Annotated in this window: 40 protein-coding genes; 2 read left to right on the forward strand and 38 right to left on the reverse strand. The window is 56.6% G+C overall.

Features of this window, described 5'->3' with window-relative positions:
- Positions 1-91: 91 nt before the first annotated feature.
- The 21 genes from FIU93_RS22570 to FIU93_RS31910 form a co-directional block, all read right to left on the reverse strand.
- A complete protein-coding gene (locus tag FIU93_RS22570; protein ID WP_152506832.1) occupies positions 92-433 on the reverse strand; it encodes a hypothetical protein in 342 nt (113 codons plus the stop codon).
- Positions 423-2,600, reverse strand: coding sequence for a bifunctional DNA primase/polymerase (locus FIU93_RS22575; RefSeq protein WP_152506833.1), 2,178 nt, complete (start codon positions 2,598-2,600; stop codon positions 423-425). The genes FIU93_RS22570 and FIU93_RS22575 overlap by 11 nt, the downstream gene beginning before the upstream one ends.
- On the reverse strand, positions 2,584-2,796 hold the full coding sequence (locus tag FIU93_RS22580) for a hypothetical protein (protein ID WP_152506834.1): 213 nt from the start codon (positions 2,794-2,796) through the stop codon (positions 2,584-2,586). Before FIU93_RS22580 ends, FIU93_RS22575 begins: the two co-directional genes overlap by 17 nt.
- On the reverse strand, positions 2,793-2,978 hold the full coding sequence (locus FIU93_RS22585; RefSeq protein ID WP_152506835.1) for a hypothetical protein: 186 nt from the start codon (positions 2,976-2,978) through the stop codon (positions 2,793-2,795). Before FIU93_RS22585 ends, FIU93_RS22580 begins: the two co-directional genes overlap by 4 nt.
- A gap of 32 nt (positions 2,979-3,010) precedes the next feature.
- A complete protein-coding gene (locus FIU93_RS31490) occupies positions 3,011-3,172 on the reverse strand; it encodes a hypothetical protein (protein WP_173017384.1) in 162 nt (53 codons plus the stop codon).
- Complete coding sequence (locus FIU93_RS22590; RefSeq protein ID WP_152506836.1) at positions 3,172-3,552, reverse strand: hypothetical protein; 381 nt, start codon at positions 3,550-3,552, stop codon at positions 3,172-3,174. The genes FIU93_RS31490 and FIU93_RS22590 overlap by 1 nt, the downstream gene beginning before the upstream one ends.
- A 172-nt stretch (positions 3,553-3,724) precedes the next feature.
- Positions 3,725-3,901, reverse strand: coding sequence for a hypothetical protein (locus FIU93_RS31495; protein WP_173017385.1), 177 nt, complete (start codon positions 3,899-3,901; stop codon positions 3,725-3,727).
- Positions 3,902-3,961: 60 nt separating this feature from the next.
- Entirely contained in the window at positions 3,962-5,584 is a 1,623-nt protein-coding gene (locus tag FIU93_RS22595) for a DNA cytosine methyltransferase (protein WP_152507675.1), read from the reverse strand.
- 143 nt (positions 5,585-5,727) lie between these two features.
- Positions 5,728-5,916: a hypothetical protein gene (locus FIU93_RS22600; RefSeq protein WP_152506837.1), complete on the reverse strand. Its 189-nt coding sequence runs from the start codon at positions 5,914-5,916 to the stop codon at positions 5,728-5,730.
- Between the two features lie 38 nt (positions 5,917-5,954).
- The gene (locus FIU93_RS22605; RefSeq protein WP_152506838.1) at positions 5,955-6,176 is read right to left on the reverse strand and encodes a DUF6511 domain-containing protein; all 222 of its coding nucleotides are present in this window, start codon (positions 6,174-6,176) and stop codon (positions 5,955-5,957) included.
- A 139-nt stretch (positions 6,177-6,315) separates the two neighbouring features.
- The gene (locus tag FIU93_RS22610; RefSeq protein WP_152506839.1) at positions 6,316-7,239 is read right to left on the reverse strand and encodes a GIY-YIG nuclease family protein; all 924 of its coding nucleotides are present in this window, start codon (positions 7,237-7,239) and stop codon (positions 6,316-6,318) included.
- Complete coding sequence (locus FIU93_RS22615) at positions 7,236-7,814, reverse strand: hypothetical protein (protein ID WP_209010206.1); 579 nt, start codon at positions 7,812-7,814, stop codon at positions 7,236-7,238. Before FIU93_RS22615 ends, FIU93_RS22610 begins: the two co-directional genes overlap by 4 nt.
- A gap of 214 nt (positions 7,815-8,028) precedes the next feature.
- Positions 8,029-8,250, reverse strand: coding sequence for a hypothetical protein (locus FIU93_RS22620; RefSeq protein ID WP_152506840.1), 222 nt, complete (start codon positions 8,248-8,250; stop codon positions 8,029-8,031).
- Positions 8,247-8,996, reverse strand: a complete 750-nt coding sequence (locus tag FIU93_RS22625; RefSeq protein WP_152506841.1) for a hypothetical protein — start codon at positions 8,994-8,996, stop codon at positions 8,247-8,249. Before FIU93_RS22625 ends, FIU93_RS22620 begins: the two co-directional genes overlap by 4 nt.
- Positions 8,993-9,121: a hypothetical protein gene (locus FIU93_RS31760; RefSeq protein WP_286202375.1), complete on the reverse strand. Its 129-nt coding sequence runs from the start codon at positions 9,119-9,121 to the stop codon at positions 8,993-8,995. The genes FIU93_RS22625 and FIU93_RS31760 overlap by 4 nt, the downstream gene beginning before the upstream one ends.
- Before the next feature lie 63 nt (positions 9,122-9,184).
- Entirely contained in the window at positions 9,185-10,297 is a 1,113-nt protein-coding gene (locus FIU93_RS22630; protein WP_173017386.1) for an RNA ligase, read from the reverse strand.
- Positions 10,294-10,914, reverse strand: coding sequence for a hypothetical protein (locus FIU93_RS22635; protein WP_152506843.1), 621 nt, complete (start codon positions 10,912-10,914; stop codon positions 10,294-10,296). Before FIU93_RS22635 ends, FIU93_RS22630 begins: the two co-directional genes overlap by 4 nt.
- Positions 10,911-11,180, reverse strand: a complete 270-nt coding sequence (locus FIU93_RS22640) for a hypothetical protein (RefSeq protein WP_152506844.1) — start codon at positions 11,178-11,180, stop codon at positions 10,911-10,913. The genes FIU93_RS22635 and FIU93_RS22640 overlap by 4 nt, the downstream gene beginning before the upstream one ends.
- Positions 11,177-11,503, reverse strand: coding sequence for a hypothetical protein (locus FIU93_RS22645; RefSeq protein WP_152506845.1), 327 nt, complete (start codon positions 11,501-11,503; stop codon positions 11,177-11,179). Before FIU93_RS22645 ends, FIU93_RS22640 begins: the two co-directional genes overlap by 4 nt.
- Positions 11,500-11,853: a hypothetical protein gene (locus tag FIU93_RS22650; RefSeq protein WP_152506846.1), complete on the reverse strand. Its 354-nt coding sequence runs from the start codon at positions 11,851-11,853 to the stop codon at positions 11,500-11,502. Before FIU93_RS22650 ends, FIU93_RS22645 begins: the two co-directional genes overlap by 4 nt.
- Positions 11,854-11,857: 4 nt before the next feature.
- On the reverse strand, positions 11,858-12,190 hold the full coding sequence (locus FIU93_RS31910) for a hypothetical protein (RefSeq protein ID WP_353621966.1): 333 nt from the start codon (positions 12,188-12,190) through the stop codon (positions 11,858-11,860).
- Between FIU93_RS31910 and FIU93_RS31765 the strand changes: the two genes are divergently transcribed.
- Positions 12,095-12,403, forward strand: coding sequence for a hypothetical protein (locus tag FIU93_RS31765; protein WP_286202376.1), 309 nt, complete (start codon positions 12,095-12,097; stop codon positions 12,401-12,403). The genes FIU93_RS31910 and FIU93_RS31765 overlap by 96 nt on opposite strands.
- A 59-nt stretch (positions 12,404-12,462) precedes the next feature.
- Here FIU93_RS31765 and FIU93_RS22660 read toward each other — a convergent pair whose 3' ends face one another.
- The 17 genes from FIU93_RS22660 to FIU93_RS22730 all read right to left on the reverse strand — a co-directional run bounded on the left by FIU93_RS22660 (position 12,463) and on the right by FIU93_RS22730 (position 22,375).
- Positions 12,463-13,404 carry an AAA family ATPase gene (locus FIU93_RS22660; protein WP_152506848.1) on the reverse strand — a complete coding sequence of 314 codons (942 nt, stop codon included), beginning with the start codon at positions 13,402-13,404 and terminating at the stop codon, positions 12,463-12,465.
- 41 nt (positions 13,405-13,445) lie between these two features.
- Positions 13,446-13,622 (reverse strand): hypothetical protein, encoded by a 177-nt coding sequence (locus FIU93_RS31500; protein ID WP_173017387.1) that lies wholly within the window; start codon positions 13,620-13,622, stop codon positions 13,446-13,448.
- A 219-nt stretch (positions 13,623-13,841) separates the two neighbouring features.
- Entirely contained in the window at positions 13,842-15,557 is a 1,716-nt protein-coding gene (locus FIU93_RS22665) for a DEAD/DEAH box helicase (protein WP_286202377.1), read from the reverse strand.
- Entirely contained in the window at positions 15,557-16,021 is a 465-nt protein-coding gene (locus FIU93_RS22670; protein ID WP_152506850.1) for a sigma-70 family RNA polymerase sigma factor, read from the reverse strand. The genes FIU93_RS22665 and FIU93_RS22670 overlap by 1 nt, the downstream gene beginning before the upstream one ends.
- A gap of 49 nt (positions 16,022-16,070) precedes the next feature.
- Positions 16,071-16,253, reverse strand: coding sequence for a hypothetical protein (locus FIU93_RS22675; RefSeq protein WP_152506851.1), 183 nt, complete (start codon positions 16,251-16,253; stop codon positions 16,071-16,073).
- 3 nt (positions 16,254-16,256) lie between these two features.
- Positions 16,257-16,799 carry a DUF2493 domain-containing protein gene (locus FIU93_RS22680; RefSeq protein ID WP_209010207.1) on the reverse strand — a complete coding sequence of 181 codons (543 nt, stop codon included), beginning with the start codon at positions 16,797-16,799 and terminating at the stop codon, positions 16,257-16,259.
- Positions 16,800-16,803: 4 nt separating this feature from the next.
- Positions 16,804-17,724 carry an oxidoreductase gene (locus tag FIU93_RS22685; protein ID WP_152506852.1) on the reverse strand — a complete coding sequence of 307 codons (921 nt, stop codon included), beginning with the start codon at positions 17,722-17,724 and terminating at the stop codon, positions 16,804-16,806.
- Positions 17,718-17,924, reverse strand: a complete 207-nt coding sequence (locus FIU93_RS22690) for a hypothetical protein (RefSeq protein ID WP_152506853.1) — start codon at positions 17,922-17,924, stop codon at positions 17,718-17,720. The genes FIU93_RS22685 and FIU93_RS22690 overlap by 7 nt, the downstream gene beginning before the upstream one ends.
- 2 nt (positions 17,925-17,926) lie before the next feature.
- Positions 17,927-18,982 carry a DNA polymerase III subunit beta gene (dnaN, locus tag FIU93_RS22695; protein ID WP_152506854.1) on the reverse strand — a complete coding sequence of 352 codons (1,056 nt, stop codon included), beginning with the start codon at positions 18,980-18,982 and terminating at the stop codon, positions 17,927-17,929.
- 72 nt (positions 18,983-19,054) lie between these two features.
- Positions 19,055-19,648, reverse strand: a complete 594-nt coding sequence (locus tag FIU93_RS22700; RefSeq protein WP_152506855.1) for a DUF669 domain-containing protein — start codon at positions 19,646-19,648, stop codon at positions 19,055-19,057.
- 44 nt (positions 19,649-19,692) lie between these two features.
- A complete protein-coding gene (locus FIU93_RS31505; protein ID WP_173017388.1) occupies positions 19,693-19,866 on the reverse strand; it encodes a hypothetical protein in 174 nt (57 codons plus the stop codon).
- Complete coding sequence (locus FIU93_RS22705) at positions 19,866-20,657, reverse strand: ATP-binding protein (RefSeq protein WP_152506856.1); 792 nt, start codon at positions 20,655-20,657, stop codon at positions 19,866-19,868. The genes FIU93_RS31505 and FIU93_RS22705 overlap by 1 nt, the downstream gene beginning before the upstream one ends.
- Positions 20,658-20,747: 90 nt before the next feature.
- Entirely contained in the window at positions 20,748-21,032 is a 285-nt protein-coding gene (locus tag FIU93_RS22710; RefSeq protein WP_152506857.1) for a hypothetical protein, read from the reverse strand.
- A gap of 2 nt (positions 21,033-21,034) precedes the next feature.
- Positions 21,035-21,262 carry a hypothetical protein gene (locus FIU93_RS22715; protein ID WP_286202378.1) on the reverse strand — a complete coding sequence of 76 codons (228 nt, stop codon included), beginning with the start codon at positions 21,260-21,262 and terminating at the stop codon, positions 21,035-21,037.
- 33 nt (positions 21,263-21,295) lie between these two features.
- Entirely contained in the window at positions 21,296-21,877 is a 582-nt protein-coding gene (locus FIU93_RS22720) for a hypothetical protein (RefSeq protein WP_152506858.1), read from the reverse strand.
- Position 21,878: 1 nt separating this feature from the next.
- A complete protein-coding gene (locus FIU93_RS22725; protein ID WP_152506859.1) occupies positions 21,879-22,163 on the reverse strand; it encodes a hypothetical protein in 285 nt (94 codons plus the stop codon).
- Positions 22,160-22,375, reverse strand: coding sequence for a hypothetical protein (locus FIU93_RS22730; protein WP_152506860.1), 216 nt, complete (start codon positions 22,373-22,375; stop codon positions 22,160-22,162). The genes FIU93_RS22725 and FIU93_RS22730 overlap by 4 nt, the downstream gene beginning before the upstream one ends.
- An 87-nt stretch (positions 22,376-22,462) precedes the next feature.
- On the opposite strand from FIU93_RS22730, the gene FIU93_RS22735 reads away from it, so the two are divergent.
- Positions 22,463-23,155 carry an XRE family transcriptional regulator gene (locus FIU93_RS22735; RefSeq protein WP_286202379.1) on the forward strand — a complete coding sequence of 231 codons (693 nt, stop codon included), beginning with the start codon at positions 22,463-22,465 and terminating at the stop codon, positions 23,153-23,155.
- Positions 23,156-23,166: the final 11 nt, after the last annotated feature.

Consider the following 23,166-nt stretch of genomic DNA (forward strand, 5'->3'; position numbering starts at 1 on the left):
TTGCCCTTTGTGCCAAAAGGGAAGCCCGCTATAAAAGCTTGCCGTCCCACGAACGAAAAAGCCAGCCCGAAGGCTGGCTCTGCTGCCGCGACTACTGTGGCACAGGTTTTCCTATTTCATCGTATAGCTGCACAACACCGTTGTCGCCATCATACCACGCGGCGATGATCAGTCCCTCGCATTCGATCCTGCGCGCATTAAAACACCGTCCCTTGATCCACCAGCCGCATGACTTCTTGCGGAACTCGTGTACATCGATTGGAACTGAGCCCTTTGGAGATTCAGGGTTTTCCCAGTTGATATCCAAGTCTCTGGCGACAGGCACGCGCACGAAGTCTTGCCCATCTGAAAACGAGTGCGCTGATTCGGCGAGAACTCCGCGCAGATAATCCGCGCGCTCGATGTTTTCCTGGGTTGCTGCTTCAGTCAGCATCCCTGTGCCTCTCTGCATATCCCGCACTCCTCACGTATTCCGCATTCTTGCGGCTGAGCTCGTCCTTCTCCGCCACAACGGCAAGCTCGCCGGAATCAAGCCATGCCTTTAAGATCATGCCGCATTTCTTGCGTGTGGCTTTATCGTCGGAGTCGAGACCGAGCGAATAAGCGATCGCATCGCCGGCCCAGTCTTTGGCCTGGGCGCCGCGCTTGTATGCCCCGTTATCGAGAAGAACCTTCACGGCCGGCAGCTTCTTGGCGTGCTCCGCCGCGATGTCTTCCGCTGTTGGCCATGCCCAGTCTGTGACAACCGGTGCGTGATCCTGGGGCTTTGCCAGGCCCTCCCCGTTCCCGAGCCCGACAGACTCCATCTTCCGCCAATCCAGCTTGCTTGAGAGCGGTGTCAGGTTGGCCTTGCCGTAGGTGATGGAGAAGTAGCCGTTCTTGTCGTCCACTCCAGCTGATGCGGCCTGATCCGGCGACATGCGATTCAGAACCCGCACCGAGCGCGCCGCGCCGATCAGGGATACAGCTCCACGAGCATCGTCAACCGTTGCCTCACGATCCGCGACCTTGCGCAGGTGGTGCACGATGTCGATTGAGCAATTCGTGCGATCCGCGATGTGCGCCCAGAGCTTGGCCACCTTGTCGATCGCGCCATTGTCGTTCTCATTGACGCCGTGGGTCGAGACAAACGGATCCACGATCATGACATCAATGCCGTGCCTCGTTATCTGTTCCACAACCGCCTCGACGATCGGCTCGATGATCCTGACGCCTGACTTCTTGTCTTCAATCGCGACGACGAGCTCCTGCTCGCGACCCGTATCGACGAAAAGCTGTCGCTCCAGGTCGCTAGGTCTGATCCTGTAATGGATATTTGCCGCAGCAATACGCCTGTCGAGCTCGTCGCGGGGGTCCTCAGCATTAAAAATCCACACTTTGGCCCGCTTCTCCGGCTTGACCCCGCAAAGCTCGCGACCCGTGGCCATGGCCAGCGCCTCGACAATGCTGTTGCTGGTCTTGCCAAGGCCGCCAGGCGCAACCGTGACGCTGACGTATTTGCGGATGTAGTGCTTGCCGAACAGGAATTCGCGCCGCGGGAGTTTTGTCGGATCCTTCCATTCAAACGGCGTCGCCAGGATTAGAGGCGGCTTGGCCTCTGGCTCGTCTGTCTTGGTAGCCGGTGCGTCCTTCTTGCGCAAACCGCTTTCGATCATGCGCGAGATGTCGACCAGCCGCGTGTTGTCCTCCGGAACGCCAGTCGGTGCCGGAATGGATCGTGGATGTTGCGCCCCGTCTTTCAAGCCGCGGCTGATCGTGCCTTTTGACTTCTGGAAGTTGGGCCACTGTCGCGCGATCGCCTCGAGGTATGCTCGTGCGTTAGATTCGCTGACGACGCCGGCACCGACGAACTGCCCCAGGCAGAACGAAGCGTCATTCAGCCTGTTGTTGCGCGTGCCGGGAGGTGCTGAAGCGAGGTCAGCAAGCTCAGCGTCGATCGCGGCCTGTACATAGGTCGGATTCTCCTGCGGAGGTAGCGAGGTGGTCGTTGGCTTGGTTGCCGGCGCTGCTGCCGGCGTGTCAGCTCTGGGCAATACGATATGGAGCAACCATTCCGGAGCGTCAGCGATCTGCGACAGACCAGGCGAGTCCTCGTACCAGTCGTATTCCGCCCCGCTTGCCAACTTGCTGCCCGGCGCGATGATGTAACCGCCCTCGCCTCGCACATCGAGGCCGTCGCCCATCTCGCCGCGGTTTCGAACCCCGGAGACGTGCTTGAAAAGGTAGTGCGAGCCACCACCAGCTGTCTTGCCGCGCGCCGTGTCTGGCAAGGCGCCGTGTTCGGACTCGAGCTCAGCCAGAGACGCGTCGCCATTCTTGCCGTGCTTGTTGTCAACGTCGAGCACCCACAGCCCTGACTTTTCCCCCGTGGGTATGCCGATCATGGCGTCGGGATGCCGTTCCCACAGAGTCCTAATGATCCGCTCGTTGGTCGTAGCACCCTTAAAGCCGTTGCTCGTAAGTGGTGTTTTTTCCTCGAGCGTGATGAATTCGCCGGTATCCGGGTCTACCTGGTCAGTCGTCTCAGCAGCTGCTCTGCAGGGGAAAACCGGAATTCCCTTCGATGCGTATTCCAGCGCGAGATCAAGCGGTGTTGTCATGCTTTTCCTTGGGAGCGGTCAGGTAGCGAACGAAATGCCAGGCGCGGCCGTCGTGGCTGTAAATGGCGCAAACGTCTGGATCGGTGGCCAGATCCGCGCCGTAGAAAACAGGGATGCCCGGCTCGAGCTTTGGTAGTGCTGCCGCAGCTGGAATGACTGTGGCGCAGAGCAGGAGTTGGCGACGGGTGAGAGTCATCCGACCTCGATGCTATCGAGCATGATGTCGATGATTTCATTGACTTTCACAGACGCAGTTTCATCCCCGTGCCGCAGGGCGAAAAGCCTGCTGTAAAGCGATTTGTTCTTAACTAGGGCCTTTGCCTCCGCAAGAGACAGACTCCGGTCTTCCCGCGCTTCCTTGACATCTTTCGCATCCACGAATTGCCCTCGCGCCAATGGGTGCATGACCATCACATCACCCTCACATAGTTCATTGCTGACATGACATAGGAGCGCACGTCACTCCTGCGCGCCTGGTTAGCCTCCGCCAGAGCCGCGCGAAGTGCGCGAATTGCTGAAGGCTTGTTGCGATCGAGGATGGCAGCGCGGGCTGTCTGGAGGTGGTGTTTCATCACACGCCCTCCGGCCGCTCGACGAGGCTGTCTTCCCAGTCCGTGGTGCCGCGGGTGTAGGAGGTGAAGGAGTCGGCCCGGATAGCGTAGTCGCCAGTTCCCCAATAATGCTCTTGGCCAAAAGGCTTGCTTCTGAATACGTGCGAATCCCCACTCTTATCCCGCGCCATCCACTTGTATTGCGGCGCGACGTGCGACCAGTCGATGCTGTCAGGCACAACCGGTTTCACGCGGTACTCATAGGAGTACCAGTCGAACGTTGGCGCCTCATCCTCGTGCCACTCCGGCCGAAGCGTGCCACGGAAGCACCATTCCACTTCGGCACCATCGGCATAGGCCTGCATCAACTCTGCGGCTTTCCGCGCCTCATCTCTGGTCATCGCTGTTTCCCTTTCCGGCGCCTGCGCCGTTCAATCTGTCTTGCTCATCGAACAGCCGCGCGTAGAACGCCAACGGCGTGAGATCGTAAAGACGAGACATTCCATCTCGGCTATCGCGTGGCACGTACCGCAAGAAGTCATCGCGGTAGCGCTCGTAGTGGGTTTTCATGCCTCAAACCTTTGCCCCATCCTTGCGAAGCGCCTCCCGGTAAACCTCTTTGGCTTCCTCGGTCAGTCGATCGCTCTTGATGGCCTCGCGCCAAACGAACTGACGCGCATTCCTCGGTGTCTCCGCCAACATTGCGGTGACATTTTCCTGAGCTTCTCTCTCGGTCATTTTCTTAAACATGATGCTCTCTCCAAATCTGTTACAAGCATTCTGCACTGTTTTACAAATTTGTCAAGAGAGTCATGTTAAATTTGTTTCCGGCATGAGTTGAGACAACCTTCTGCCCAGCCAAACAAACTTCGGGACTGCCCACGAATTCCCGAGCGCCTTATACCTGGGGCCATCCGCAGCCATGAGCCACCACTCACCGTCTAGCAGTTCCCACATGTCTTCCGGCCGTGTTTTGGTGACCTTCTTGGCATCGTATCGCTTCATCGGAATTCGGGTGTAATTGTCCGGAAAGCCCTGCAGACGCTCGCACTCTTTCGGTGTCAGTCTGCGAACTCTGGCTCCAATGGCGGCGGCCAGATGTCCGCCTCCATTCTGGTGGCTATCAGTGTGACCCATAGCCCTCAGTGTCGATGCGATCTCGCCAACGCCAAAACCGCTCTGGCCGGATGCTTTGCAGTCGAAACTCAAGACGTGCGGTTTATCACCACCGCCTTGGCTGGCTCGAAGTGCTGTCGCGACATCGCCACCAAGTTCAGCAGTAGCTCCACCATCTCGCCCACGAATAGCAACGCTTTTGGCAACAATAGGCGTGCCACGGCCTGAGCCATCTTCGCTTGCATCCGCACCTTCAGCCTTCAAGGTATGAGCAACGTTACCAGTGACACCAACCGCCAGCATGGTTGTCGTTTCGTAGTCGAGCGAAGAGCCTTCGCGCGTTGCGACGCAACGCGCGAGATCTGGTGCATACACCGCCAACGATTCATGACTATCCTGCTCCCTGGCTCGTAGCGGCCCGACACCTTCGCGCCAATAGCCATCACCAGAGCTTCCGAAGCATGCGACAACAGGATCTTGCCCTCTGGTATCTCCCGGCCGCTCTACTCCGCGGCCACTGCTAACAAGGCTTGGCGCAACATCTGTGGCAACTCCTTCCCCCGCTTCTCTGCTCGGCGGAGAATGCCGCGGCACGCAACCGGACTCAAATAGAACCTCTGCGGGATCGGCTCCCTGTCCAAAATCTGCGACAACGAGCACACGACGGCGTCGTTGGGCCACTCCGAAAAATTGTGCGTCCTTGACAATCCACGCGGCGCGTCCTTTCGGCCCATGGACCACCCCGCTGGTTGGCCACCGCGTGACATGACTCCCGAGTTCTTTGACCCATCTCCAAAATCCGTTTGACTTTCCGTCTGCTGGCTTGGGTCCGGTTGAAATGAAGGGGGCATTCGCTCCAACAAGTCCGGCAAGGAAGCACCCAAAGGCGTTACCTTTGTCTGAGAGCACTCCGACGACGTTTTCCCACACAACGTTTCGAAGTCCATTACCGTCTGTGTTGCCGAAACCAGCAAGTTCATGCGCAAGCTCCACGAATTTCAAGGTAAGGTTTCCGCGCTCGTCCTCGAGTCCGCGGCGCAAGCCTGCGACGGAAAAGGCCTGGCAAGGCGTGCCACCACACAGGATGTCAACACGGCCAAGCGTGGCGGTATCGATCTTTGTAAAATCTCCGAGATTCGGCACGGAGGGGTAGTGATGCGCCAGAACCTGAGACGGGAATTTCTCTATCTCGGAAAAGGCCACAGCCTTCCAACCGAGCTCGCCCCATGCGACCGACGCAGCCTCGATACCGCTGCAAACCGACAGGAAGCGGAGTGGCGAACAGGTACGGGCTTCATTTTGAATTGGTTTATTCATTACCCCCCCCCGCGGGCCAGGTAGAACAAGTTGTACTTCTGAGCGAGCTTCGAGGGTGTAAGCAATTTCAGGCTGCACCCCTATTCCGTCTGGGCCACTACTTGGATTTGTTCGTAAAGCGCCAGCCTGTATCGCGTAGGCTGTCACCTCAAACGATCCGCCGTCTTGACTGTCACGCCGCGCCGCGAGAGCTCGAGCCCCACAGCAGCCGGCCAAATCATGGTAAAAACAGCTGCGTCGGCTACACTTTCTTGACGAGGCACCACGTCGGCACCAACAAATCCGTGCGCGAAAAGAGTCCCGGCAATCCAGAACGCGATAATGTATTTCATGGCAGTGGTCCTTTCTGTGGTGGTCATTCCTCGGTGCGTCAGAACGGCGGGACCTGCTCCCTGACCAGGGTCCGGATCCCGTCTGAACAGCCCATCCAGGCCGTCTTCACAAGCATGCGCACCTCGAGCTCATCCATCTCGGAAAAGTCCGTCTTGCCGATCTGCTCCAGAAAGTCGCCCACCGCATCCATGCCGGCATCGAGTGCATCGACCTCGTATGGATCCAGCCGGCGCAACTGCTTCAGGGGCTCAAGGATCATGATGCACTCCGTGCAGAGAAACTTCGGGTCGCCTTTCCATGTCTCGTCTGATCGCAGCTTGACGGTGCCGATGCCGACACCGACAGAATGCCGACCACAGCAATAGCAAACAGATGGAGTGCCGTTTTCGTGTGTTGGTTCATGCATCGACGCAGGCTCGTTTAGACATATGTGAACAAACTTTATCCATAATTCCAAGCCTCCTTGCTGCGTTCACCGCCCCTCCCATGATTTTCTCAAATTCGGTTCTCGTCTTGTATTTCAGAGCTTCGTCTCCAATTGATTTGGCATCCCAGTAATTTAGCTTTTTCATGTGTTTGCTAAATCGTTCAACGCCTCCAAATCTTCGTGTCGCTGCTCCATATGCGCCTGGGCTTCCGCGCTGAAAACTGGTGATGGTTTTGTACTTCAGTGCCTCTTTCTGAATGTCAGGCTCGCTCCAACGAAAAGATCCTAGGGCGCCGAGAGCGCCACCAGAAACAGCGTTTAGCACTGTGACGCCTTTTTCGGCGAGCTCCATTATAGTGGCCTTTTCTAGTTCCTGGGCGTCGGTTTCAGTGAGGTCTTCAGCCAAAATTCTCAACCTATGTTCAGAGGAGATCAGCTCCCTCACCGCACTCTTCCCGCGCCTTTTGTGCTCTCTATATCTCCGCTTCGGGTCGCAACTGAGTCCAACGTAAGCGCTGCGCCCATCTGTGGACTCAATAATGTAAACAGATCTTGGTATCTCGTTTCTCTTCTTGTTCATATGTGAATACAACTCAGTCCTTCGGCCACTTCGTAATCCAGCCGAATACGCTGCATAATCGCCAATTCTGAATTCTTTGATGGTCTTATATTGTCGAGCCACCCTCAAAATATCGTCGAAATTCCATCTCTTGAAATTCTTTTTCATATGACCGCAGAAATATTCGATTCCAAATTCGTGCCTATATGCCGCACCGTACGCCGCGCAGTTTCCCGCTCTGAACGAATTTTTTGAATCATAACCCTTAGCTGTTGCTAAAATTTTTTCTGCAGTCCATTTAGATTTGAATGGCGCTTTTCCACTATCGCGTTTCATGCATAGACGAGCCTGCGCTTCAGTTGCCGTGGGTTTGCATCACTATCGACACGACGATGAAAGATCGTTCTGTCGAGCGGCGATCGGTCGAACCTGTACCAGGAGCAATTTTCTTTTCCGGCCATCTTCGTAAACGGTATCCAGATGAGGCGACCGACTGAGACAACGTCGGTGCAATACTTCATGTATGGCTCGGATTGATCTGTGTATGCCCAATCTGAATCAAACAGCAGCCAAGTGGGCGCCAGCTGGCACAGATGCATTATGATTGGATGCAGAGAAGTCCGCGTCCATGGTGGATTTGTAATGATCAGGTCGGCACCATTCAGATCGGCCACGGTTAGATCGAGAGCGTTCTTTTCGACGACTCCAGGGTAGCATGGGTCGATGTCGTATCGCGCAACACAGTCATGACCAGCCCGCATCAACGGCCCGACCAAATCACCCCATCCAGCCGCCACCTCGGCGAAGCTCGCACCTTTTGGCAGATGAGGCAGGAGAGTTCTGTGGGCTCTGAGATCCTGAGTCCGGTAAAAGTCGTTGCCGACACGCTCGAAATTTGAGCGCTTACCCATGACCGCACTCATCAATAGTCATGCAGTGACTCCGCGTATCCTCGGTTATGGTTTGCCACCCGCGGTTCGAACCTCTCCGCAACCTCCCTGATCGCGGACTTTCGGCCAGACTGGAATGCTTTCCGAAGCGCCTCTGCTATAGCCGGCTCGAGCTCAGAGATGCCACCGCTGAGAATTCCGGCCTTTCCCCACGCCCAATCTTTGTTCTCAGTCGTCATCCGGCTTCCTTGTACTGATCAGGTTGACGCGCCTGGACGAGACCCCACAGGGCTTCCAGCTGCTTGTCGCCGAGTTTCAGGATGAATGTGGTTATGTCGTCGTTGAAGCGAGACCACGCCTTGCTGTTGCCCCGCGCTATGACACCAGCCTCTTCGAGTTCCCAGAGGCTCAAGTTGTGGAGGATGGCGACAGCGTTTCGGAAACTCCGTACATTCACCGCGCCACCTTCCTTTCCGTGATCTTGAACCCGTCGATTTCGCGTGTGCCTGCGCGCGCCGCGGCATTCGCCATGTTCAGCGCGACCTCTTCGAAACTCTCCGGTGCTTTTGCGTAGGCCCAATCCAACGCCTTGCCGATGTCTGTGATTTCGACATCGCAGACAGTTCTAAGTCCTGTGCCGGTTTCGGCCGCTCTGCCCCAGCGTTTCGCTGTCTTCTCGAGGCTCTTGGCGTGCGCCAGCTGCTCTTCAGCAACGACGCGATCTTCCAGATTGCCGCGGCTGTCGCGAATCTTAGCTTCGGCTTCCGCCTTCTCTTTGGCGGCAAGGTCTGCGGCACGCTTCGCCTCGGCCTCTTTCTCGCGCTGCAGCTTTTCACGCCACGGCGTCAGGAGTTCCTGGCATGCCTTCTTGCCCAGAACCACGAGACCTTTTTTGGTCTTGGTATCGGCCAAGAGCGGCGCATACTTCTCCTGGATTTCCTTCACCTTGTCGTCGAGAGGTTTCTTCTCTTTGACGCGCAGATCCTCGGCTTCCTTGCCGGCCTTGTGCAGATCGTCGTGAACCTTCGTCACGTAGTCCGCGATGTCCTGATTGTCGATCGACTCGCCGTCACAGGCATTTTTCGCCTCTTCGAAAAGGTCTTCAATCTTCTTCTTGACCGTTTCGAACGTGTCTTCAGGCGCGCCGTTGTGGCCGATGCCGGGCTCGGCTTGCTGGGCTGCGTCTTTCTGGGCGGCCGTCATTGCACCCACCCGCTTTTTGCAGCTGCGATGAACAGCGGAACAATCAGCACGAGCCCGAGCAGCAGGCCGTAACCGAACTGCTTCAGCGCCCAGCCGAGCGAGAGATCGTCTTCCTGATCAAACATGAGAAACCCCGTGTGGTGTGGTGGTGGTTTGGTCTACGCAGTATGCATATTTTTACAAATTTGTCAAGCCGCCCACGAAGAACAGATTAAACCCCTGACGGAGTCAACCCCGGTCTGAGACGTTGCCTTTTGCTCGATGAGCGATCGAACGGCCTCATGCGGATCGCGGCCTGCGCGGACCTGAAACAGGAGCGGTTTGAAATAGTCGGCCGCACCGGCTGCTATCTCTGTGGCGAATTCCTTCTGGCTCATTCCTGCGTGGATGTTGACAATGGTGCGAAGGCCTCGCGCAGTCCCATCCACTCCCCTCAACACCTCATCGCGATAGCGCCTGGCACTGTCCGCGGTCCTCGGGTCGAGGACAGGCAAGACATCGTCGAGCTCGCCATTCAGCACGAGGCGTAGAATGTTTTTCTCCTGCGTGACGCTGTCTTTGGCGCGGTGCTTCAAGACGTAGTCCTCCGCCTTTGCCTTGACCCATGTCCCGTCAGCGAAGCGGACGACAAAACCTTCTAGGCCTTTCAGGTCGCGGACGTAGGCGAGGAAATCGGTGGCGCTGGTGTGATGCCGATTGAAACCGCGAGCATGAGGGATTTGCATGTGCGCCGCTGCGTACACCATGCCTGCCTGATTTGCATATGTGCCGTACCGATTGCTCCGAACCGCCAGAAGAGACAGCTGGCTCTCCTCGTAATTGATAACGATGCGATTGTCTGGCGCGGTCCACTCAAAGATGCACGTCTGCCCAACGCGGTGGAGCCCGGCGCAATAGTCCCGAACAGCCGGCGTGAGATGCCGCTCCGCCGTGAGCGCGTGATCCGTGCGACCCATGCGTGTCATGAAGACGACTTCGCCGTCAATCATGGCACTGTGGATCATGGAGCCGTCAAGCTTCTCAGTGATGGTGTGCGGCTGGGTGAAGTCCAGCGCGGCAGGCGCGACCTCGGGCGACTCCCCGATATTCTTGAATTTGTGCAGTGGGCGGGCGAGCACGGATCCATCAGGAGCGAACTTGATGCCTCGGCACTCCTTGCGGATCGGATCGTCAAACGTGTCTTCCAGGGTGTAGACATAGTCGATGACGGTGTAGTCGTCTTTGTCGGCAATCACGAATTCGTCGCGCTCCATGACTGACGGAAGGACTTCGTCGATGTGGCTGATGATTGGGTAGGTCATGCCGCGAGTCCCCATTTGAGCACCGTTTGAAAATCCCAGTCGAAGAACGTGTTCAGGTGCAACTTGGCCTGCAGGCTCAACTCATAGAAATCCGGCGCAGATCCACATCCTGATTCATTCATCCGCTTGAACGCATCCAGGCCGAGCATTGCCACAGCCTCGTGATAGGTCAGAATTTCCGTACCAAGGTCCGGACGCAGATAGACGAACAGGCTTTTCCGATTTTCCGGAATAGGATGACGCACCGCGTATTTCGGAAAGTAGTCCGTGCCAGCACTGTCAAACGGATCCGTAAATGGAATGGCGTTTTCGACCAGCCATTGCTCAAACGGGACGGAGACGGACTCCAGCAATTTCTCCCGCCAGGCCGGAGTGCCGCGGTCAGATATCGCCACCGACTTGCAATAGTGATACACGCTCCAAAGCCGCGCGATCGGTTCGCGGAACACACCAACGCGCCGCCAGCGGTCGTAACCGAACGGCACGCCGTCGACTTCCATGTGGCGATAGACCATGAAGGACTCGGGATACTTCGCCAGCACCTGCCGAGAGATGGAAGTGCTGCCAGTCCTCGGAGGGGTGACAAGCACGATTTCTTTTTCTGGAATGATGATCATTTGCGAGCCTCCATGGAAAGCATCTTGGCGATTGGGTTCCCTGCCGGCAGAAGGCCGCCGTACGGGTCCAAATAGGATCCGTTGTCTTGCACGCCGCCGCCGAACTTCAGATCGTATTCCTCTGACTCAGACCAGCCGCAGTGCGGGCAGCCCCAGGGGCCGTAAATGATCCCGACGCCAACGTCAGCGTCTTCGCGCCACAGGTCCTTTTCTCCGCAGCGTGGGCAGGTTCCCTCTTCGGTCATGGTTTCGTGTTTGGTGGTCATGTGGCCTCCGGAACGCGCCAGCTGATGAGCAGTTCAACATCGCCGTTGAACCGCGAGCGAGCCGCGTCAATCTCGTCTACCGTCTTGATCTCAAACCGCACATCTGGCCCGAGAATGATCGAGACGAAGGCGTGACCGCCCTCGCCTTCCCCTGACCAATTGTGAGTCCTGGTTTTGAGCCCGGCTTCATTTAAAGCCTTGAGCAGCGGTATCAGCGCGTTGTCCGCAACGAAGCGGCCCGTCCCGAAATCGACGAATGACTGATCGTCCTTGATCGGGTGATGGTGATTGCAGCGGTACAAATCGTGGTGCTTCCCGTTCATACCGCCCTCTCATGTTTGTATCTCTGTGGCTTCGGCGCTTCGTACCAGAACGCAACGCGCGGAGGCTCTTCGAAGCACGCAATCACAAGGGCGCCGTCGTAACGACGCTCGGCTTTTCGTAACGTTCGGCCGGACTGTCGGGCCGTGTCGATCAGCAGCATCTGCCCAAGATGATCCGGAGCCGCCGAGCCGTAAGGAATGAATGGCACACGCAGGTAATGGCTGGCGTAGACCGCGGCGACAGCCCCGCTTCGACCCGGCCCAGTCACGCAACCGATGTTGCCTGTGTCAGCGGCGGCCAGGATCGATGTCAGGCGCTCACGAAATTCGGGTTCGGTGACGATGCGCATTGGTTCAGGCCGCCTTCGCGCTATCAAGCCAGGACCAAGTTTTTCCACTAGCTGCGTCTTGTACGGTTCTCACAGATACTCCGAATTTCTTCGCGATTTCACGAGTTGGGGTACCCTTATGTGAACGTATCCAAATTACATCTCCTGCGGTAAGCTTGCTACTCGCGCACCTCTCTCCGCGGTTGCTAGTTCCGTGATCTATTTTGTCTTGCTCATTCTCGGACGGAGTTTTCCACTGAAGATGCTTTGGATTGCAGCAACCATGTTTACCGTTTCCGCAGGAATGCGCTGCGTGATGATCCGCAGTTGGCGGTTCACCATGTACAGATGCACACACCGCCCTATGAACAAGTTTCTTGCCGCCGTTTATCCATATTTTTCCGTAACCATTCTTGTCTCTAGAATATGGCCAGGCAAGGCACTCTTCCAGATCACACTTCAACAAAACCTCGTTGAAGAATTTCAATTGCTGCCCTCGCGGCGTACCGCGGAGTTTGTTTGGATCGCCGTTTCGCTTAACTCTCATGTGGTGCATTCCACACATGCCTGAAGCGTACATTCTTGGCTTATCGCAGCCATCCAGAATGCAGCTCTCTACATTGGATTCACTCATGCGGCCCTCCGCATGTCTTCCCTCTCATCCAGCACATAGACATTGCTTAAACCATCACCGCGCAGCACATCCTTCAGCACGGACTGCATGCGCTCGTGGTGCTTCATGACAAGCGTCTTGTCACCGATCACAACCGCGTTCCGCCATCCGCCGTCTTTGACCTTCTCCTCGAGCGGACGATCGACGACGACGTAGCGAACATGCGTGTCCTCCGAAGCCAGCGCGACACAAGCCAGTCGATCGCGCCGACGAAGGTTTGTGGCATCGACTGTTACCGGCAGGCCGCAATTCAGACGGGCGCGCACGAGTTCATGGAGAGCCTGGAAAACTTCGTCATTGCGATCCTGACAGCGGAAATCACCGCAGAGATATTCACGCAGCTCGTCACTCGAAACGATTTCGCTGGCAGGAATGTTGTTCTCACACCATGTCGACTTGCCCGCGCCGGCCGGCCCAACCATGACGGTCAACAACGTCTTGCGAATGGGCGCGATCCGCTTCGGCGCTTCCCAGTTCTCTGTGACCTGGAAGCAGGTGACCCCTTCCGATCTCCACATGTCGACAACGCGTTGCCGGTCATCATAGACAACGTCGGGCTTGCGATCTTCCTGGTGCAGCCAGAAGCGCTTCAGCTCGACGTCAGGCGTGTTGTCGTCCGCGGCGCGCATATGCTTCAGCAGATCCGGCGACAGGCCGGCCTTCCACTGCAGCCAATGCTCGGTTTGCTCGCGAACCTCGTCGCTTCTAGCGCTCCAGATTTCAACGCGATGACCCGCGACCAAATGAGCCCTTAGGCTGTCAATCACCTCCCACACGGGCAGATCGTCGACGCATTCCTCGAAGAATGCTTTCCAGTTCGGTTTCCCCGTGCCGCTGACGTGGTGCACGCGGTGCGTAATGTCGGCAATGGTGCCGTCCAGATCGAACACAACGAACATGATTCACCCCTGTGGTGTAATTGGTGAGGTTGGCATAGTGGTTAGCGCGTGGCCTTCGGCAACTCCGGCTCGTAGGCATACGGCTTGCACATCCAGCCGGTGCGCTCCTGCGAGAGCACCTGGGACTCGAGTTGTGTGAGGCATGCGTTTTTGTCGTCGTAGACACGATCGACCTCAAACGTTCCTGACAGAGTCAGGACGATCAGAAGAAATTGCATTTCTGGGTTCCTTTCAGAAAACTGGCACTCTGGCAGGTCCCGCCTCCGTCGCCTTTGCTCCTGACGGTCGAGCTCGTACTCTATTTTTTCAAGTAGTCTGCCACACAGGGTGCGCGCATCGCGCTGCGGTCTACATCTCGACCTCCCGGCTTCATTGCTCACTTCTTTTCACTTGGTATGATTCCAAGCTAGTCGCTTTTTACAAATTTGTCAAGCGAGTCAGAAAGGAATTTCGTCTTCCAGTTCTTGAGCCCAATCCACAGGCTGTGCATCTGGCACATCCAGCTCGACGGTGTGGCCACAAACCTCCCAGTACCTGCCCTTTGGTCGGACCTTGATTTCAATCGTGTCCTTCAGCTCCGCCTGTCGCTCAAGCCATTCCAGTGGGTTCTCTGGGCAGGGCTCATCCCCGCCGTGTTTCTTCCAATATTGATCCGCTTTGTTTTTCGCGTATCCCTCATGGGCAGGGCAAACCCACTCAGGGATTGGCGTCAAGCCAATCATGTACGTCACTTTAACGCTGTCTTTCTTGCCAGGCTTGCCCTCGTGGAAGCGGAACGTGCGACGCGTGACTTGCCGCGGTTCGGGTGCTGTTGATGACAGGATGGGGGCGTCGGAGGCGTGGTCCTTGATCTTCGGCTCTTCGTTGATCGGAAATTCAAAACCGCATTCACGGCACACGCGTGCACTTGCGTGCACTTTTTCTCCGCAGCCGCCCTCTTCCTGGGGGCAGATTTTTATCGGCGCCTCGCCGGTTCCTTTGCCCGGCTCTTTCGGGTTCACCATGTCGATCGGGCCGTGTTTGTCCACGAGACCTGCAAAATCCAAAACAAGGCAGTTCGGCTTCGGTCCTGCCGCAATAGCAGCCTTGCGCTGCTCCGCCGTCTCGAGCGGCATGCCTGGCGCATAGAGGACGCGCGTGCCCCTGCCCGCCATCTGGACATACAGGCTCAAAGATAGCGTAGGCCTCAGAAAGGCAATCAGATCGACGCCTTTATGGTTGAACCCGGTGGTCAGAACGTTGTTGTTCGTGAGCGCACGGATCTCATAGTTCTTGTACGCGGCCAGAATGTCACGACGCTCCGCCTTTCCGGTTTTGTCGGTGATCGCCTCGCAAGTGATACCGCGCGACTGGATCTCGTCTCGCACATGGATCGCGTGATCAACGCCGGAGCAGAAGCACAGCCAGGATCGCTTATCAGCCCCTTTCGCAACGATCTCGTCGACCGCAGCGCTGGTGACGCTCGTTTTGTCCACAGCCCTCTGAAGATCGCCTTTCTTGAAATCACCGCCAAGGCGGCCAACACCCTTCGTGTCAAGCTCCGTCGCAGTTGCCTTTGACGAAAGCGGCGCAAGGTAGCCATCATTGATACCATCGGCAACGCCATAGGTGTAGACCACCTTGTCAAAGATGCGGTCCTCGCCCTCGTCGAGCCTGCCGCTGTCCAGGCGGTATGGCGTCGCGGTCAGCCCAACCACTTTCAAGTCTGGTGTGATCTCACGGGCCATCTTGAAAAATTGGCCGTATCTCGTGGCGTCATTGATGGGGATGGTGTGACACTCATCTACAATGATGACGTCAATGCCGCCATGCTTGCAGATCTGCTCCAGCTTGTTCCACACTGTCTGGATGCCAGCGAAAATCACTTGAGCGCGCGAGTCCCGCCGCCCGAGCCCGGCGCTGTAGATCCCGGCTGGTGCCATTGGCCAAAAACCAACGAGCTCGAGGTAATTCTGCTCGATTAATTCCATGACATGCGTAACGACCATGATCCGCATGTCTGGCCAACCATCGAGCAACCGTTTGATGAGCGATGCGGCTAGCAGGCTCTTCCCGCAGCCGGTCGCGAAATCGACCAGAGGGTTGCCGTCCTCATCCATCCAGTAATCAAAGACGGCCTGCTCTCCCTCAGATTGATAATATCTGAGATCCATCAAGCAGCCTCTTTGTTACGCTCATAGAACCGCTTCGTGCGCTGATTGATGCGCTGCTTGGACACGCCATCGACGGCTGCGATTTCTTCGCAGGTATAGCCAAACGCCCAAAGCACGGCCTCGCGGCTGTCCTGACCACCGACGCGAGACAGGTCTACAACGGCCTCCTGGTTTGGCTCTGTGATCAGTTCGAACGGAGCATCGCCGACGCAGACGACACACTTCGACATTCGGTGCCGCCTCACCCACGTCGTCATGACATCTCGTGCGATGTAATGAATCCAGGTGCCGAAACTGCCTCTGTCAGGGTCGAAATTGCCGCGACGCTTGTATGCCAGCGTGACTATTTCGGAGACGAAGTCTTCCCTGTCGTATTCCGTGAAGGCGCATTTGCGAGACTGCTGCCTCATGAATGGGAGGTAGCTCAGGACGAGCTTGTCGAATTCGTGTTTGGTGATATTCATGGCGACTCTGTGGTGGTGTGGTGGTGGTTAGGCGGCGAGACAGGAGCGGTTAGGATTCCATAAAGATTTCCGTCGGCTTTTTCCCGTCGTGATACGTGCCGTAAATACAGCCGTGTTCGTCCAGCACGTTGATGTGCTTTATTTCATCCTCATGACTGCAGGCTAAAACAACCAAATCGCCGTATTTCTCTCGCAGTTCGCGCAACCTGCTTTCCAGTTCACTGGCCTTCATGACTCACTCCCCAATCTCAAAAACAGGTATCCCGGCGAGCTCGCAGCGGTCTTTCATGTCGGCCGTTCCGGATCCGCCTGGAAAGACAATGCCGCAATCCGGCCTGCCCTCGTCGATCATCTGCTGATTGCGCCTGCCGCCTGCTGCTGCGTCGTATTCTGTTCCATTGCGGCGGGTTCTTACGCGCGCGTCTGGATGCGAAAGATCATCCCAGTCAGCTGGATACGGCTCGACAGGTATGCCTCTCTTTTTCGCCCACGCTTTCGCCCGCAGGTCCGCGCCTTGCGCCTCACCTTCGATCAACACCGCGAAACCGATGTCCCTTTCAAAGTCATCGAGAGCAGCATCCATCATGTCTTGATCGCGAAAGTCCCGACCACCAAACACGACAACACGAACAGGCTTCGGAAGTGCCAGAAAGTGATCTCGTATTTGCTCCAGGTATTCTTCCAGATCGAGCTCAACGAGCATTCCGTCACCTTCGCCGGGATACTCGTCTGCTGCGAAGTAGCTATCGCTTTCCGGGTGCCGCCAATAGGTTCGCAACGCTTCACTCCCCATCAACCCAAATCTCACCCGACGCCAACCGGTAAGTCACGGTCTCCCGCTCCTCGTCGACATCGATCTGCTCGCCAGGCACGACAGCTGGAATAAACAGATGCGCCTCACAGCCCGCCTTCTGTTCATCCACGCTCAGCGGCTTGCACCATCGCGCACAGCTCCAATGCGCATTGCCGGTCATTTCCGGCGTGCTGTGCAAACAACTGCGACACGTTGCCCGCGGCCAATCCTCACCCCAGCAAACCGAGGCCTGCCGGCAGAGCATGCCGCGAAAGTCATCTCGCTTCGTGCATAACCGTGCTGGCGGCTCGTCCATCTCAATGATCCGCTCCAGCCGCGCGAGCAGCTTGGCGCAATATTCAAGGTCGTAATGGATCCGCTCCGAATGCCGTTCGTCAGTGTCTTTGTTAACGACCAGGTACAGGCAGCGCTCCAGCCCGAAATAATGCATCCCGAGTTGGCACTGAGCATAATGGAGCGGCTTGGAATCCTTCACGCCGCGCTTGACGATGTCGCGAAAGTCACTCGCCTTGCTCGACTTGAATTCGAACAGGTGCTCCTTCTTCGGAGCCTCCGGAACCCCTACCCCGGCGCCGTCACGTTTTCCGCGGACATGACCAGCGAGTAACCGCATACGATCCTGCTGACCGTAGACATCGACGCCGATGGCTTCGAGATCCCTGACCAGCCGCTCTTCCCATGCGTCGCCGGTTCTGAAAATTGAGACCTTGCGGCCATCAACCTTCTCCGGCTCACAGGCCCACCGAAACATGAACCACAGGGCTCTGTCGCATTCCGTACCTGCCACGCCGACACTGATGCCGAGTGACTCGTAATACTCGTTTGCGTCTTCGTAGGCTTTGTAAATCGCCTGGACCGTGGATGAGACTGACTTTGGGATTGCTACCACGTAACGACACCAACGACGCAACCATGACCCATTGCAACCAGATACTGGTCCCAGCATTCGGATGCACTCTTCCACTTCGGGTGCAGCATCCTGTCGATCGCCGTCTCTGCGTCAGCTTCACGACCTTCAGCAAATGCGCGATCGATCCAATCAGCCGTATCCGGCCAGAACGCCCGAATTCTTTCTGGTGCTTTTTTCATAATCAGGCCCTCAGTGGCATGATGGTTCCACGCCAGCCTGGAAGACTGCTGACGGTGATGAGCGGCGCGCTGGTCGGATCTCTGATGTAGAACGTGACATCCCCGCCATCGAAGACAGCCAACGTGTTTCTCAGCAGCGTCGAGTTAAATGCCATCATTGTTGGCTCGCCATTGTAGTCAGACTCGACATCACACTTGGCGTCACCGTTGTCAGACGCGGTGGTTAGCTCGATCGCGCCGGCAAGAAAGTCCATCTTGACCGTGTTGTATTTGTCCCCGACTACTGCGAGCACGCTTCCGAGGGCTGATGTTAACTCGGTCACTGACGCGGTGATGATATGTTCGTTCTGGCGCGGCAAGATCCGATCAATTTCTGGAAACTGACCGCTGATTAACGAGGCGATCAGCGACGATGTCTCCGTCTCGATCTTGATCTTGCGATCACAAATATGGACCTTGACCACGCCATCAGGAGTCAGGCCGATCGCTCTGGTGGGTATGATAACCCCCTCGAACGTCGCCTCACATTTCACTTCATTCGATGCGAGAACGAGCCTGTTTGTTGCCGAGGCCGTAACCACACTGCCGTTCCCAGAAATGTGGACACCGTTTAGAAAATGATACATTTCCTCCGTGCTCTGCGCATACGCCACTGGCGCGATCAGAGACTTCAGATCAATCTCGAAACAGCTGTCGTATTCCGGCTCGTCGAGCGGCGGGAAATCATGCGCCGGCAGCGTGTTTAGCTTGCTGCGGCTGCGGCCACATTTTACAACGAGCTGGTCGCCAGATTTTTCAAGCGTAACTTCGTCGCCTGAGGCGCTGCGAAGCAGGCTGGAAAGAACCTTCGAATTCACAGTGATGCTTCCGGACTCGCCCTCAGCGATCAGACGTGAGATTGCCGTCACATCGAGATTTGTTCCCTTGACGGTCAATGTCCCGTCATCGAAATCGAGATGAACGTTTCCAATGATCGGTATGATGTTGCGATTTTCGATCGCCTTACTCGCAAAGGTGACAGCCTTCGCAAGATCGGTACGCTTTAGTTTCACCAGCATGAGTGCCCTCGCCTAGACCGGAAAATCGGGAGCGCGCTGTAGCGCTCCCAGTTTTGTTTTTTCTGCGGGCTGTTACTTTCCCCAGGGACGCTTTTTCTGGGTCTGCTGCTGGCGCTGCTCCTGCCGATCATCTTCACGAGACGTCTGACGCGTTTCTGCCTGGCGTGAGGATCGCTCTGCGGGCTTGCCGCCCTGCTGAGCAGCTGGGGCGAGAATTTCGACTTCCGGCATTTCATCGGTGTCGGGGAAGAAGTATTTCTTGATCTCTTCGCGGCCTGGCCATTTCGGCGTGCCGTCCTGGTTCTTTTCCTTGGAGTCTTTCCCGATGCCGATTTTGGCGCGGAACCGCTTGAAGTGGAGTTCCTCACTATCATCGACGGTCGTCTCGCCGATCGCGCGGCACAGCCTCGCAAATTCCTGTTGCCCGATCTCCTGGGCTTTCGCGCTGGAATGCTGAAGATTGAAATTCAGGAAGACTTTGCGGCCGGCGAAATCTTCCGGCGCGAGGACTTCAAGCGTACCCTTGAGCACGATGTCGCCCGTGTCTTTCTCGTCGACCTCACTCGCGACCATTTCAAGGTCGTAGATGCCGAGCGGAAGCTTCTGATACTCCTGTTGCTCCGTGTCGTGATCTTGTGCGTCAAAGGTACGGCCTAGTTTAGCCATGTGTTGCTCCTGTGGTGGAAATGGTGGTGTGGTGGAAGTGGTGGTTAGGTGGTGACGTAGTAGCGCCAGGGGCCGGCGCCATTGGCTCCGGATTGCCCCAGAACGAAGAACGCGGGCCGCTCACGGGTTACGGTTTGGAGCCATGCGACACGTTTGCGGCCGAACCTGTCGGCAGCTGCAACGGGAAACCAGGCAAACCAGTCTTCGCGCTCGAGCACTACTCCCGAGCCCCCTGGATGTACTTCGACAATTCCTCGAAGCCCCTGCCCTTGTGATACGGAATTTCGGGCGGCATGCTCATCCGGTTCTTGGCAAGAAAGCCGGCGCGCTCGTCGGTGTAGATCACGCGCTCGCGACCGGAAGAGCCTTCGGCCTTCTTTTCCTTTTTGCCGAAACCCTTGTCTACTTCCTTGAGCGTGGTGCGTTTATTAACGAACAGAAGCGCGTCGCTCTTTTCGACAATAAGGTCACATGCCCTCTTCTGCAGCTTCGGCCGGTAGCGCATGTAGGAATCGACAACCGGATCCTCGTGCATCTTCGTCTCGCAGTGCATGATCTGCACCACGTAAATCCCACGCTGAGCGAGCTCGGTGATGGCGCTGATGTATTCACGCCAGTCGTTGTCTGCCTCGAGGTAGCCCTTTCCGAACGCGGTTGGAGAGCCCTTATCGTTGGAGTCGATGGAATCCCAGGCCATCCGCTCGCACGTGTAATCCCAGATCATCGGCTCGATGCCGTCCAGGCTGTCGATGATCGCGGTCTGAAAGGGGTGCTCCTCCGTGACGAGCTCGCCAAGAATGTCGAGCAGGCTGTCGAACGAAGTCACTTCGAACGCCGCCTCATCCAGAATGACGTCGTCTGGCGGGTTCTCACCGCGGGTGTGCAGATAGATCGGGTCCGGAAACTCCGTGGCGAGGCTGGTTTTGCCCATGCCACCGGAGCCGTATACAGACAGGATCGGCGGGTGGTCTCTCTTTGTCGATTTCAGAGAGCTCAGAAGTGTTGCCATCAGTTTCCCTGTATTGCGTAAATGAGGATCAGGGTTGCCAGCAGAAGCAGAACAGTGACTTTCCACGGACTGCCTCTGCCAGCGTCGTCATCATCGTGTCGCCGAGGCATGACGGTACTTGACCGGCCGCTGCTCAGAAACCTTTGCCCGAGATTTGGCGGCCATGGCTCGACGCCGTTGGCCTCTTGTGAGGCCATCCGCATTCTTGCGAGGCTTGCCAGGTTCTTTTGCGAACCCATCACCGCCACGCATGTTTCGGAAAAGCGTCATGCGGCGATCGTGCGCAGCCTTGTCGACGGCCGGCGCTCCGAGAGACACGTCGGCCTTTTGCTCGCCATGAATGATGGCCGCGATCTTTTTGAAGAATTTTTTCATGCCTACGCCGCCAACTCCCGCGACGCTGTCAGCTCATCGGACAGCTGAAACATGTAGGCCGCACTGATCTGGCCGTAGCTCGGCTCGGCTCCGTCTTGCTTGTCCTTCTGGAACTGAATGACGGATTCAAACTGCGCCATGAAGGCAGTTGGATTTTCGACGTATCGCCGCATCCATTCATTGAATGCAGCCACCATGCTGTCCATCGACAGCGATTTTTGTTCGCGCATGATTACCCCGTTGTGGTGAACGCCCGCGGCTGGTTAGGCCGCGACCGAGCGATGTTTCGTGACGGTTTCTTCGTACGCCTCTGCGACACGTTTTTCCGTCAGGACGAACACGCCGAACTCCTGACCGATATGCATCAGCGACAGGCGCTCCGCTTCCTTCGTGGCGGACTCTTCGGAGGCGTGCACGAACGGTTTGACTGATGGCCGCGGCTCTCCGTCCTCGAGAAGGCAGACGATGGAGGCGTCGATGTAGGGTGTGACGTGTTTAGCGGCGATCCACCACCTGTCAGTGCCTTCGCAGAAGTAAGTCTCTTCCGGGTCATCCGGATCTACGTCGCGGATCCGAGCGATTTCGCCAGGCAGGTATTTGCTGTCCAGAGATATGCAAACCTTGTCGCCACGCTTCAGCAGCCCTTGTTCGGGCTCGATGTGTTGGTCGTCGACGAAAACCAACGCATCGGAGTCGTCGCAGACAACACGATATTTCAGCGATACCGCGTCGTCTTCAACAAATCGTACTTCGCCCTCCTTGATTTCCGTATGCGGCCCGAACCACCACCCTCTGTGACACTGATCCGTAAATCTCACCCTGTCGCCGACCTTGAATTTCGCCATTTCACTTCCCTCTCGTTAGCGAGACGACCTTGCTTTCAGCGTCGCCGCAATTCGGTTCGTTGTCCTGATCCATGTCTGCTGGCTCTTTCGGATCGAATTCCGGGTCCTTCTCGAGTTCGATGTCATTGAGCCAGACAGCTGAAACAGTTCCACCGAGGCGAACGAGATATTCATCGCCCCAGTTTCGCTCGTTGATGACTTGCCCGGTCAAATAGTGGTTCTGGACAAGTCGCACGCGGTCGCCATAGGAGAAATAGCGCCCTTCATCTGCACCGTCGCAGCTCATGCAGCCACGCGGAAGTTGCGGTGGTAGCTGACCGGAGCTGAACTGCGCCAAGCGCCGTCCTCACATTTGACAGCGGTACGGATCGCCTCGGCCTTCTGCTTCACGGTCCGATAGGGCTTGCGGTTGGTCAGATCGAGCTTCCCGGTTCGGGTGAAGTTGGTCTGATGCGCCAGGTGTGCCGGAACATTGTTTTTCTTGCGGTGCCGGGCCATTAGCGCGCCTCCAGGCAAGAGACAGCCGGCAGCGTCACAGCCTTGTGGCCGCAGAGCGTTGAACAACCGCCATTATTGAAGACGTGAGTGGTCACCTTCCTGATCGTGTCAGAAAGCAATTTCCGCTTCCGGGATTTCATTATTTTACCCTTTCGTGGTGACGAATCGAATTGGTGGCTCGATTCGCTGTTGACAAAGGTCTACAAATTTGTAATGTCGTATTTAGTAACGAAAAAACGCCAAAAAGTCAAGTTCAAATTTGTAGAGGTGGTCAGAGTGTCACGTTTGTCGAAGATGATTGAGCAGGAGCAATCCCGCCGCGGCCTTACTGAAAGAGAGATTTCGACGCGCTGGGGATGGGGTCAGCAAACGTTCAATACCTGGAAGAAAGGCAGCGTTCCGCGCCCAAAGATGTACAAGGGCCTTGCGGACTTCCTCCGCGTTTCGACGGATGACATTGCCCTGCTCGCGAAAGAAGCTTCGGTCAGCACTGGCAGCACCAAGCTCCCGAACCTTGGCTCGCCAATCTACGGGCGGCAGACCCCTGATGGGAGTTTGATGTTCGATGACGAGGCGATCGGCTTCGCTCAGCCGAACACGAAGGGCTGCTATGCCATCCGCACTGGCGGGCATCATCTCTGGGTCAATCCCAACCTCAGACCCGTTGCCGGTAATCTGGTTGTGGTCCGTAACCAGGATGGAACCGGCGAACTTGCTGAATGGCCGGTAGACGCTGGAAAATGTTCTGTTCATGTCGTCGTCCTCAAGGAAATGGTGTGACGACAGCCCTC

It is taken from the genome of Labrenzia sp. THAF35 (assembly GCF_009363595.1).
Lineage (GTDB): Bacteria > Pseudomonadota > Alphaproteobacteria > Rhizobiales > Stappiaceae > Roseibium > Roseibium algicola.

What these genes read in the sequence shown, in the direction of transcription:
- FIU93_RS22570 (WP_152506832.1), bottom strand. Translation starts at nt 433, where the DNA reads ATGCTGACTGAAGCAGCAACCCAGGAAAACATCGAGCGCGCGGATTAT.
- FIU93_RS22575 (WP_152506833.1), bottom strand. Translation starts at nt 2,600, where the DNA reads ATGACAACACCGCTTGATCTCGCGCTGGAATACGCATCGAAGGGAATT.
- FIU93_RS22580 (WP_152506834.1), bottom strand. Translation starts at nt 2,796, where the DNA reads ATGACTCTCACCCGTCGCCAACTCCTGCTCTGCGCCACAGTCATTCCA.
- FIU93_RS31490 (WP_173017384.1), bottom strand. Translation starts at nt 3,172, where the DNA reads ATGAAACACCACCTCCAGACAGCCCGCGCTGCCATCCTCGATCGCAAC.
- FIU93_RS22590 (WP_152506836.1), bottom strand. Translation starts at nt 3,552, where the DNA reads ATGACCAGAGATGAGGCGCGGAAAGCCGCAGAGTTGATGCAGGCCTAT.
- FIU93_RS31495 (WP_173017385.1), bottom strand. Translation starts at nt 3,901, where the DNA reads ATGTTTAAGAAAATGACCGAGAGAGAAGCTCAGGAAAATGTCACCGCA.
- FIU93_RS22595 (WP_152507675.1), bottom strand. Translation starts at nt 5,584, where the DNA reads ATGAATAAACCAATTCAAAATGAAGCCCGTACCTGTTCGCCACTCCGC.
- FIU93_RS22600 (WP_152506837.1), bottom strand. Translation starts at nt 5,916, where the DNA reads ATGAAATACATTATCGCGTTCTGGATTGCCGGGACTCTTTTCGCGCAC.
- FIU93_RS22605 (WP_152506838.1), bottom strand. Translation starts at nt 6,176, where the DNA reads ATGATCCTTGAGCCCCTGAAGCAGTTGCGCCGGCTGGATCCATACGAG.
- FIU93_RS22610 (WP_152506839.1), bottom strand. Translation starts at nt 7,239, where the DNA reads ATGAAACGCGATAGTGGAAAAGCGCCATTCAAATCTAAATGGACTGCA.
- FIU93_RS22615 (WP_209010206.1), bottom strand. Translation starts at nt 7,814, where the DNA reads ATGGGTAAGCGCTCAAATTTCGAGCGTGTCGGCAACGACTTTTACCGG.
- FIU93_RS22625 (WP_152506841.1), bottom strand. Translation starts at nt 8,996, where the DNA reads ATGACGGCCGCCCAGAAAGACGCAGCCCAGCAAGCCGAGCCCGGCATC.
- FIU93_RS31760 (WP_286202375.1), bottom strand. Translation starts at nt 9,121, where the DNA reads ATGTTTGATCAGGAAGACGATCTCTCGCTCGGCTGGGCGCTGAAGCAG.
- FIU93_RS22630 (WP_173017386.1), bottom strand. Translation starts at nt 10,297, where the DNA reads ATGACCTACCCAATCATCAGCCACATCGACGAAGTCCTTCCGTCAGTC.
- FIU93_RS22635 (WP_152506843.1), bottom strand. Translation starts at nt 10,914, where the DNA reads ATGATCATCATTCCAGAAAAAGAAATCGTGCTTGTCACCCCTCCGAGG.
- FIU93_RS22640 (WP_152506844.1), bottom strand. Translation starts at nt 11,180, where the DNA reads ATGACCACCAAACACGAAACCATGACCGAAGAGGGAACCTGCCCACGC.
- FIU93_RS22645 (WP_152506845.1), bottom strand. Translation starts at nt 11,503, where the DNA reads ATGAACGGGAAGCACCACGATTTGTACCGCTGCAATCACCATCACCCG.
- FIU93_RS22650 (WP_152506846.1), bottom strand. Translation starts at nt 11,853, where the DNA reads ATGCGCATCGTCACCGAACCCGAATTTCGTGAGCGCCTGACATCGATC.
- FIU93_RS31765 (WP_286202376.1), top strand. Translation starts at nt 12,095, where the DNA reads ATGCTTTGGATTGCAGCAACCATGTTTACCGTTTCCGCAGGAATGCGC.
- FIU93_RS22660 (WP_152506848.1), bottom strand. Translation starts at nt 13,404, where the DNA reads ATGTTCGTTGTGTTCGATCTGGACGGCACCATTGCCGACATTACGCAC.
- FIU93_RS31500 (WP_173017387.1), bottom strand. Translation starts at nt 13,622, where the DNA reads ATGCAATTTCTTCTGATCGTCCTGACTCTGTCAGGAACGTTTGAGGTC.
- FIU93_RS22665 (WP_286202377.1), bottom strand. Translation starts at nt 15,557, where the DNA reads ATGGATCTCAGATATTATCAATCTGAGGGAGAGCAGGCCGTCTTTGAT.
- FIU93_RS22670 (WP_152506850.1), bottom strand. Translation starts at nt 16,021, where the DNA reads ATGAATATCACCAAACACGAATTCGACAAGCTCGTCCTGAGCTACCTC.
- FIU93_RS22675 (WP_152506851.1), bottom strand. Translation starts at nt 16,253, where the DNA reads ATGAAGGCCAGTGAACTGGAAAGCAGGTTGCGCGAACTGCGAGAGAAA.
- FIU93_RS22690 (WP_152506853.1), bottom strand. Translation starts at nt 17,924, where the DNA reads ATGAAAAAAGCACCAGAAAGAATTCGGGCGTTCTGGCCGGATACGGCT.
- dnaN (WP_152506854.1), bottom strand. Translation starts at nt 18,982, where the DNA reads ATGCTGGTGAAACTAAAGCGTACCGATCTTGCGAAGGCTGTCACCTTT.
- FIU93_RS22700 (WP_152506855.1), bottom strand. Translation starts at nt 19,648, where the DNA reads ATGGCTAAACTAGGCCGTACCTTTGACGCACAAGATCACGACACGGAG.
- FIU93_RS22705 (WP_152506856.1), bottom strand. Translation starts at nt 20,657, where the DNA reads ATGGCAACACTTCTGAGCTCTCTGAAATCGACAAAGAGAGACCACCCG.
- FIU93_RS22710 (WP_152506857.1), bottom strand. Translation starts at nt 21,032, where the DNA reads ATGAAAAAATTCTTCAAAAAGATCGCGGCCATCATTCATGGCGAGCAA.
- FIU93_RS22715 (WP_286202378.1), bottom strand. Translation starts at nt 21,262, where the DNA reads ATGCGCGAACAAAAATCGCTGTCGATGGACAGCATGGTGGCTGCATTC.
- FIU93_RS22720 (WP_152506858.1), bottom strand. Translation starts at nt 21,877, where the DNA reads ATGGCGAAATTCAAGGTCGGCGACAGGGTGAGATTTACGGATCAGTGT.
- FIU93_RS22725 (WP_152506859.1), bottom strand. Translation starts at nt 22,163, where the DNA reads ATGAGCTGCGACGGTGCAGATGAAGGGCGCTATTTCTCCTATGGCGAC.
- FIU93_RS22730 (WP_152506860.1), bottom strand. Translation starts at nt 22,375, where the DNA reads ATGGCCCGGCACCGCAAGAAAAACAATGTTCCGGCACACCTGGCGCAT.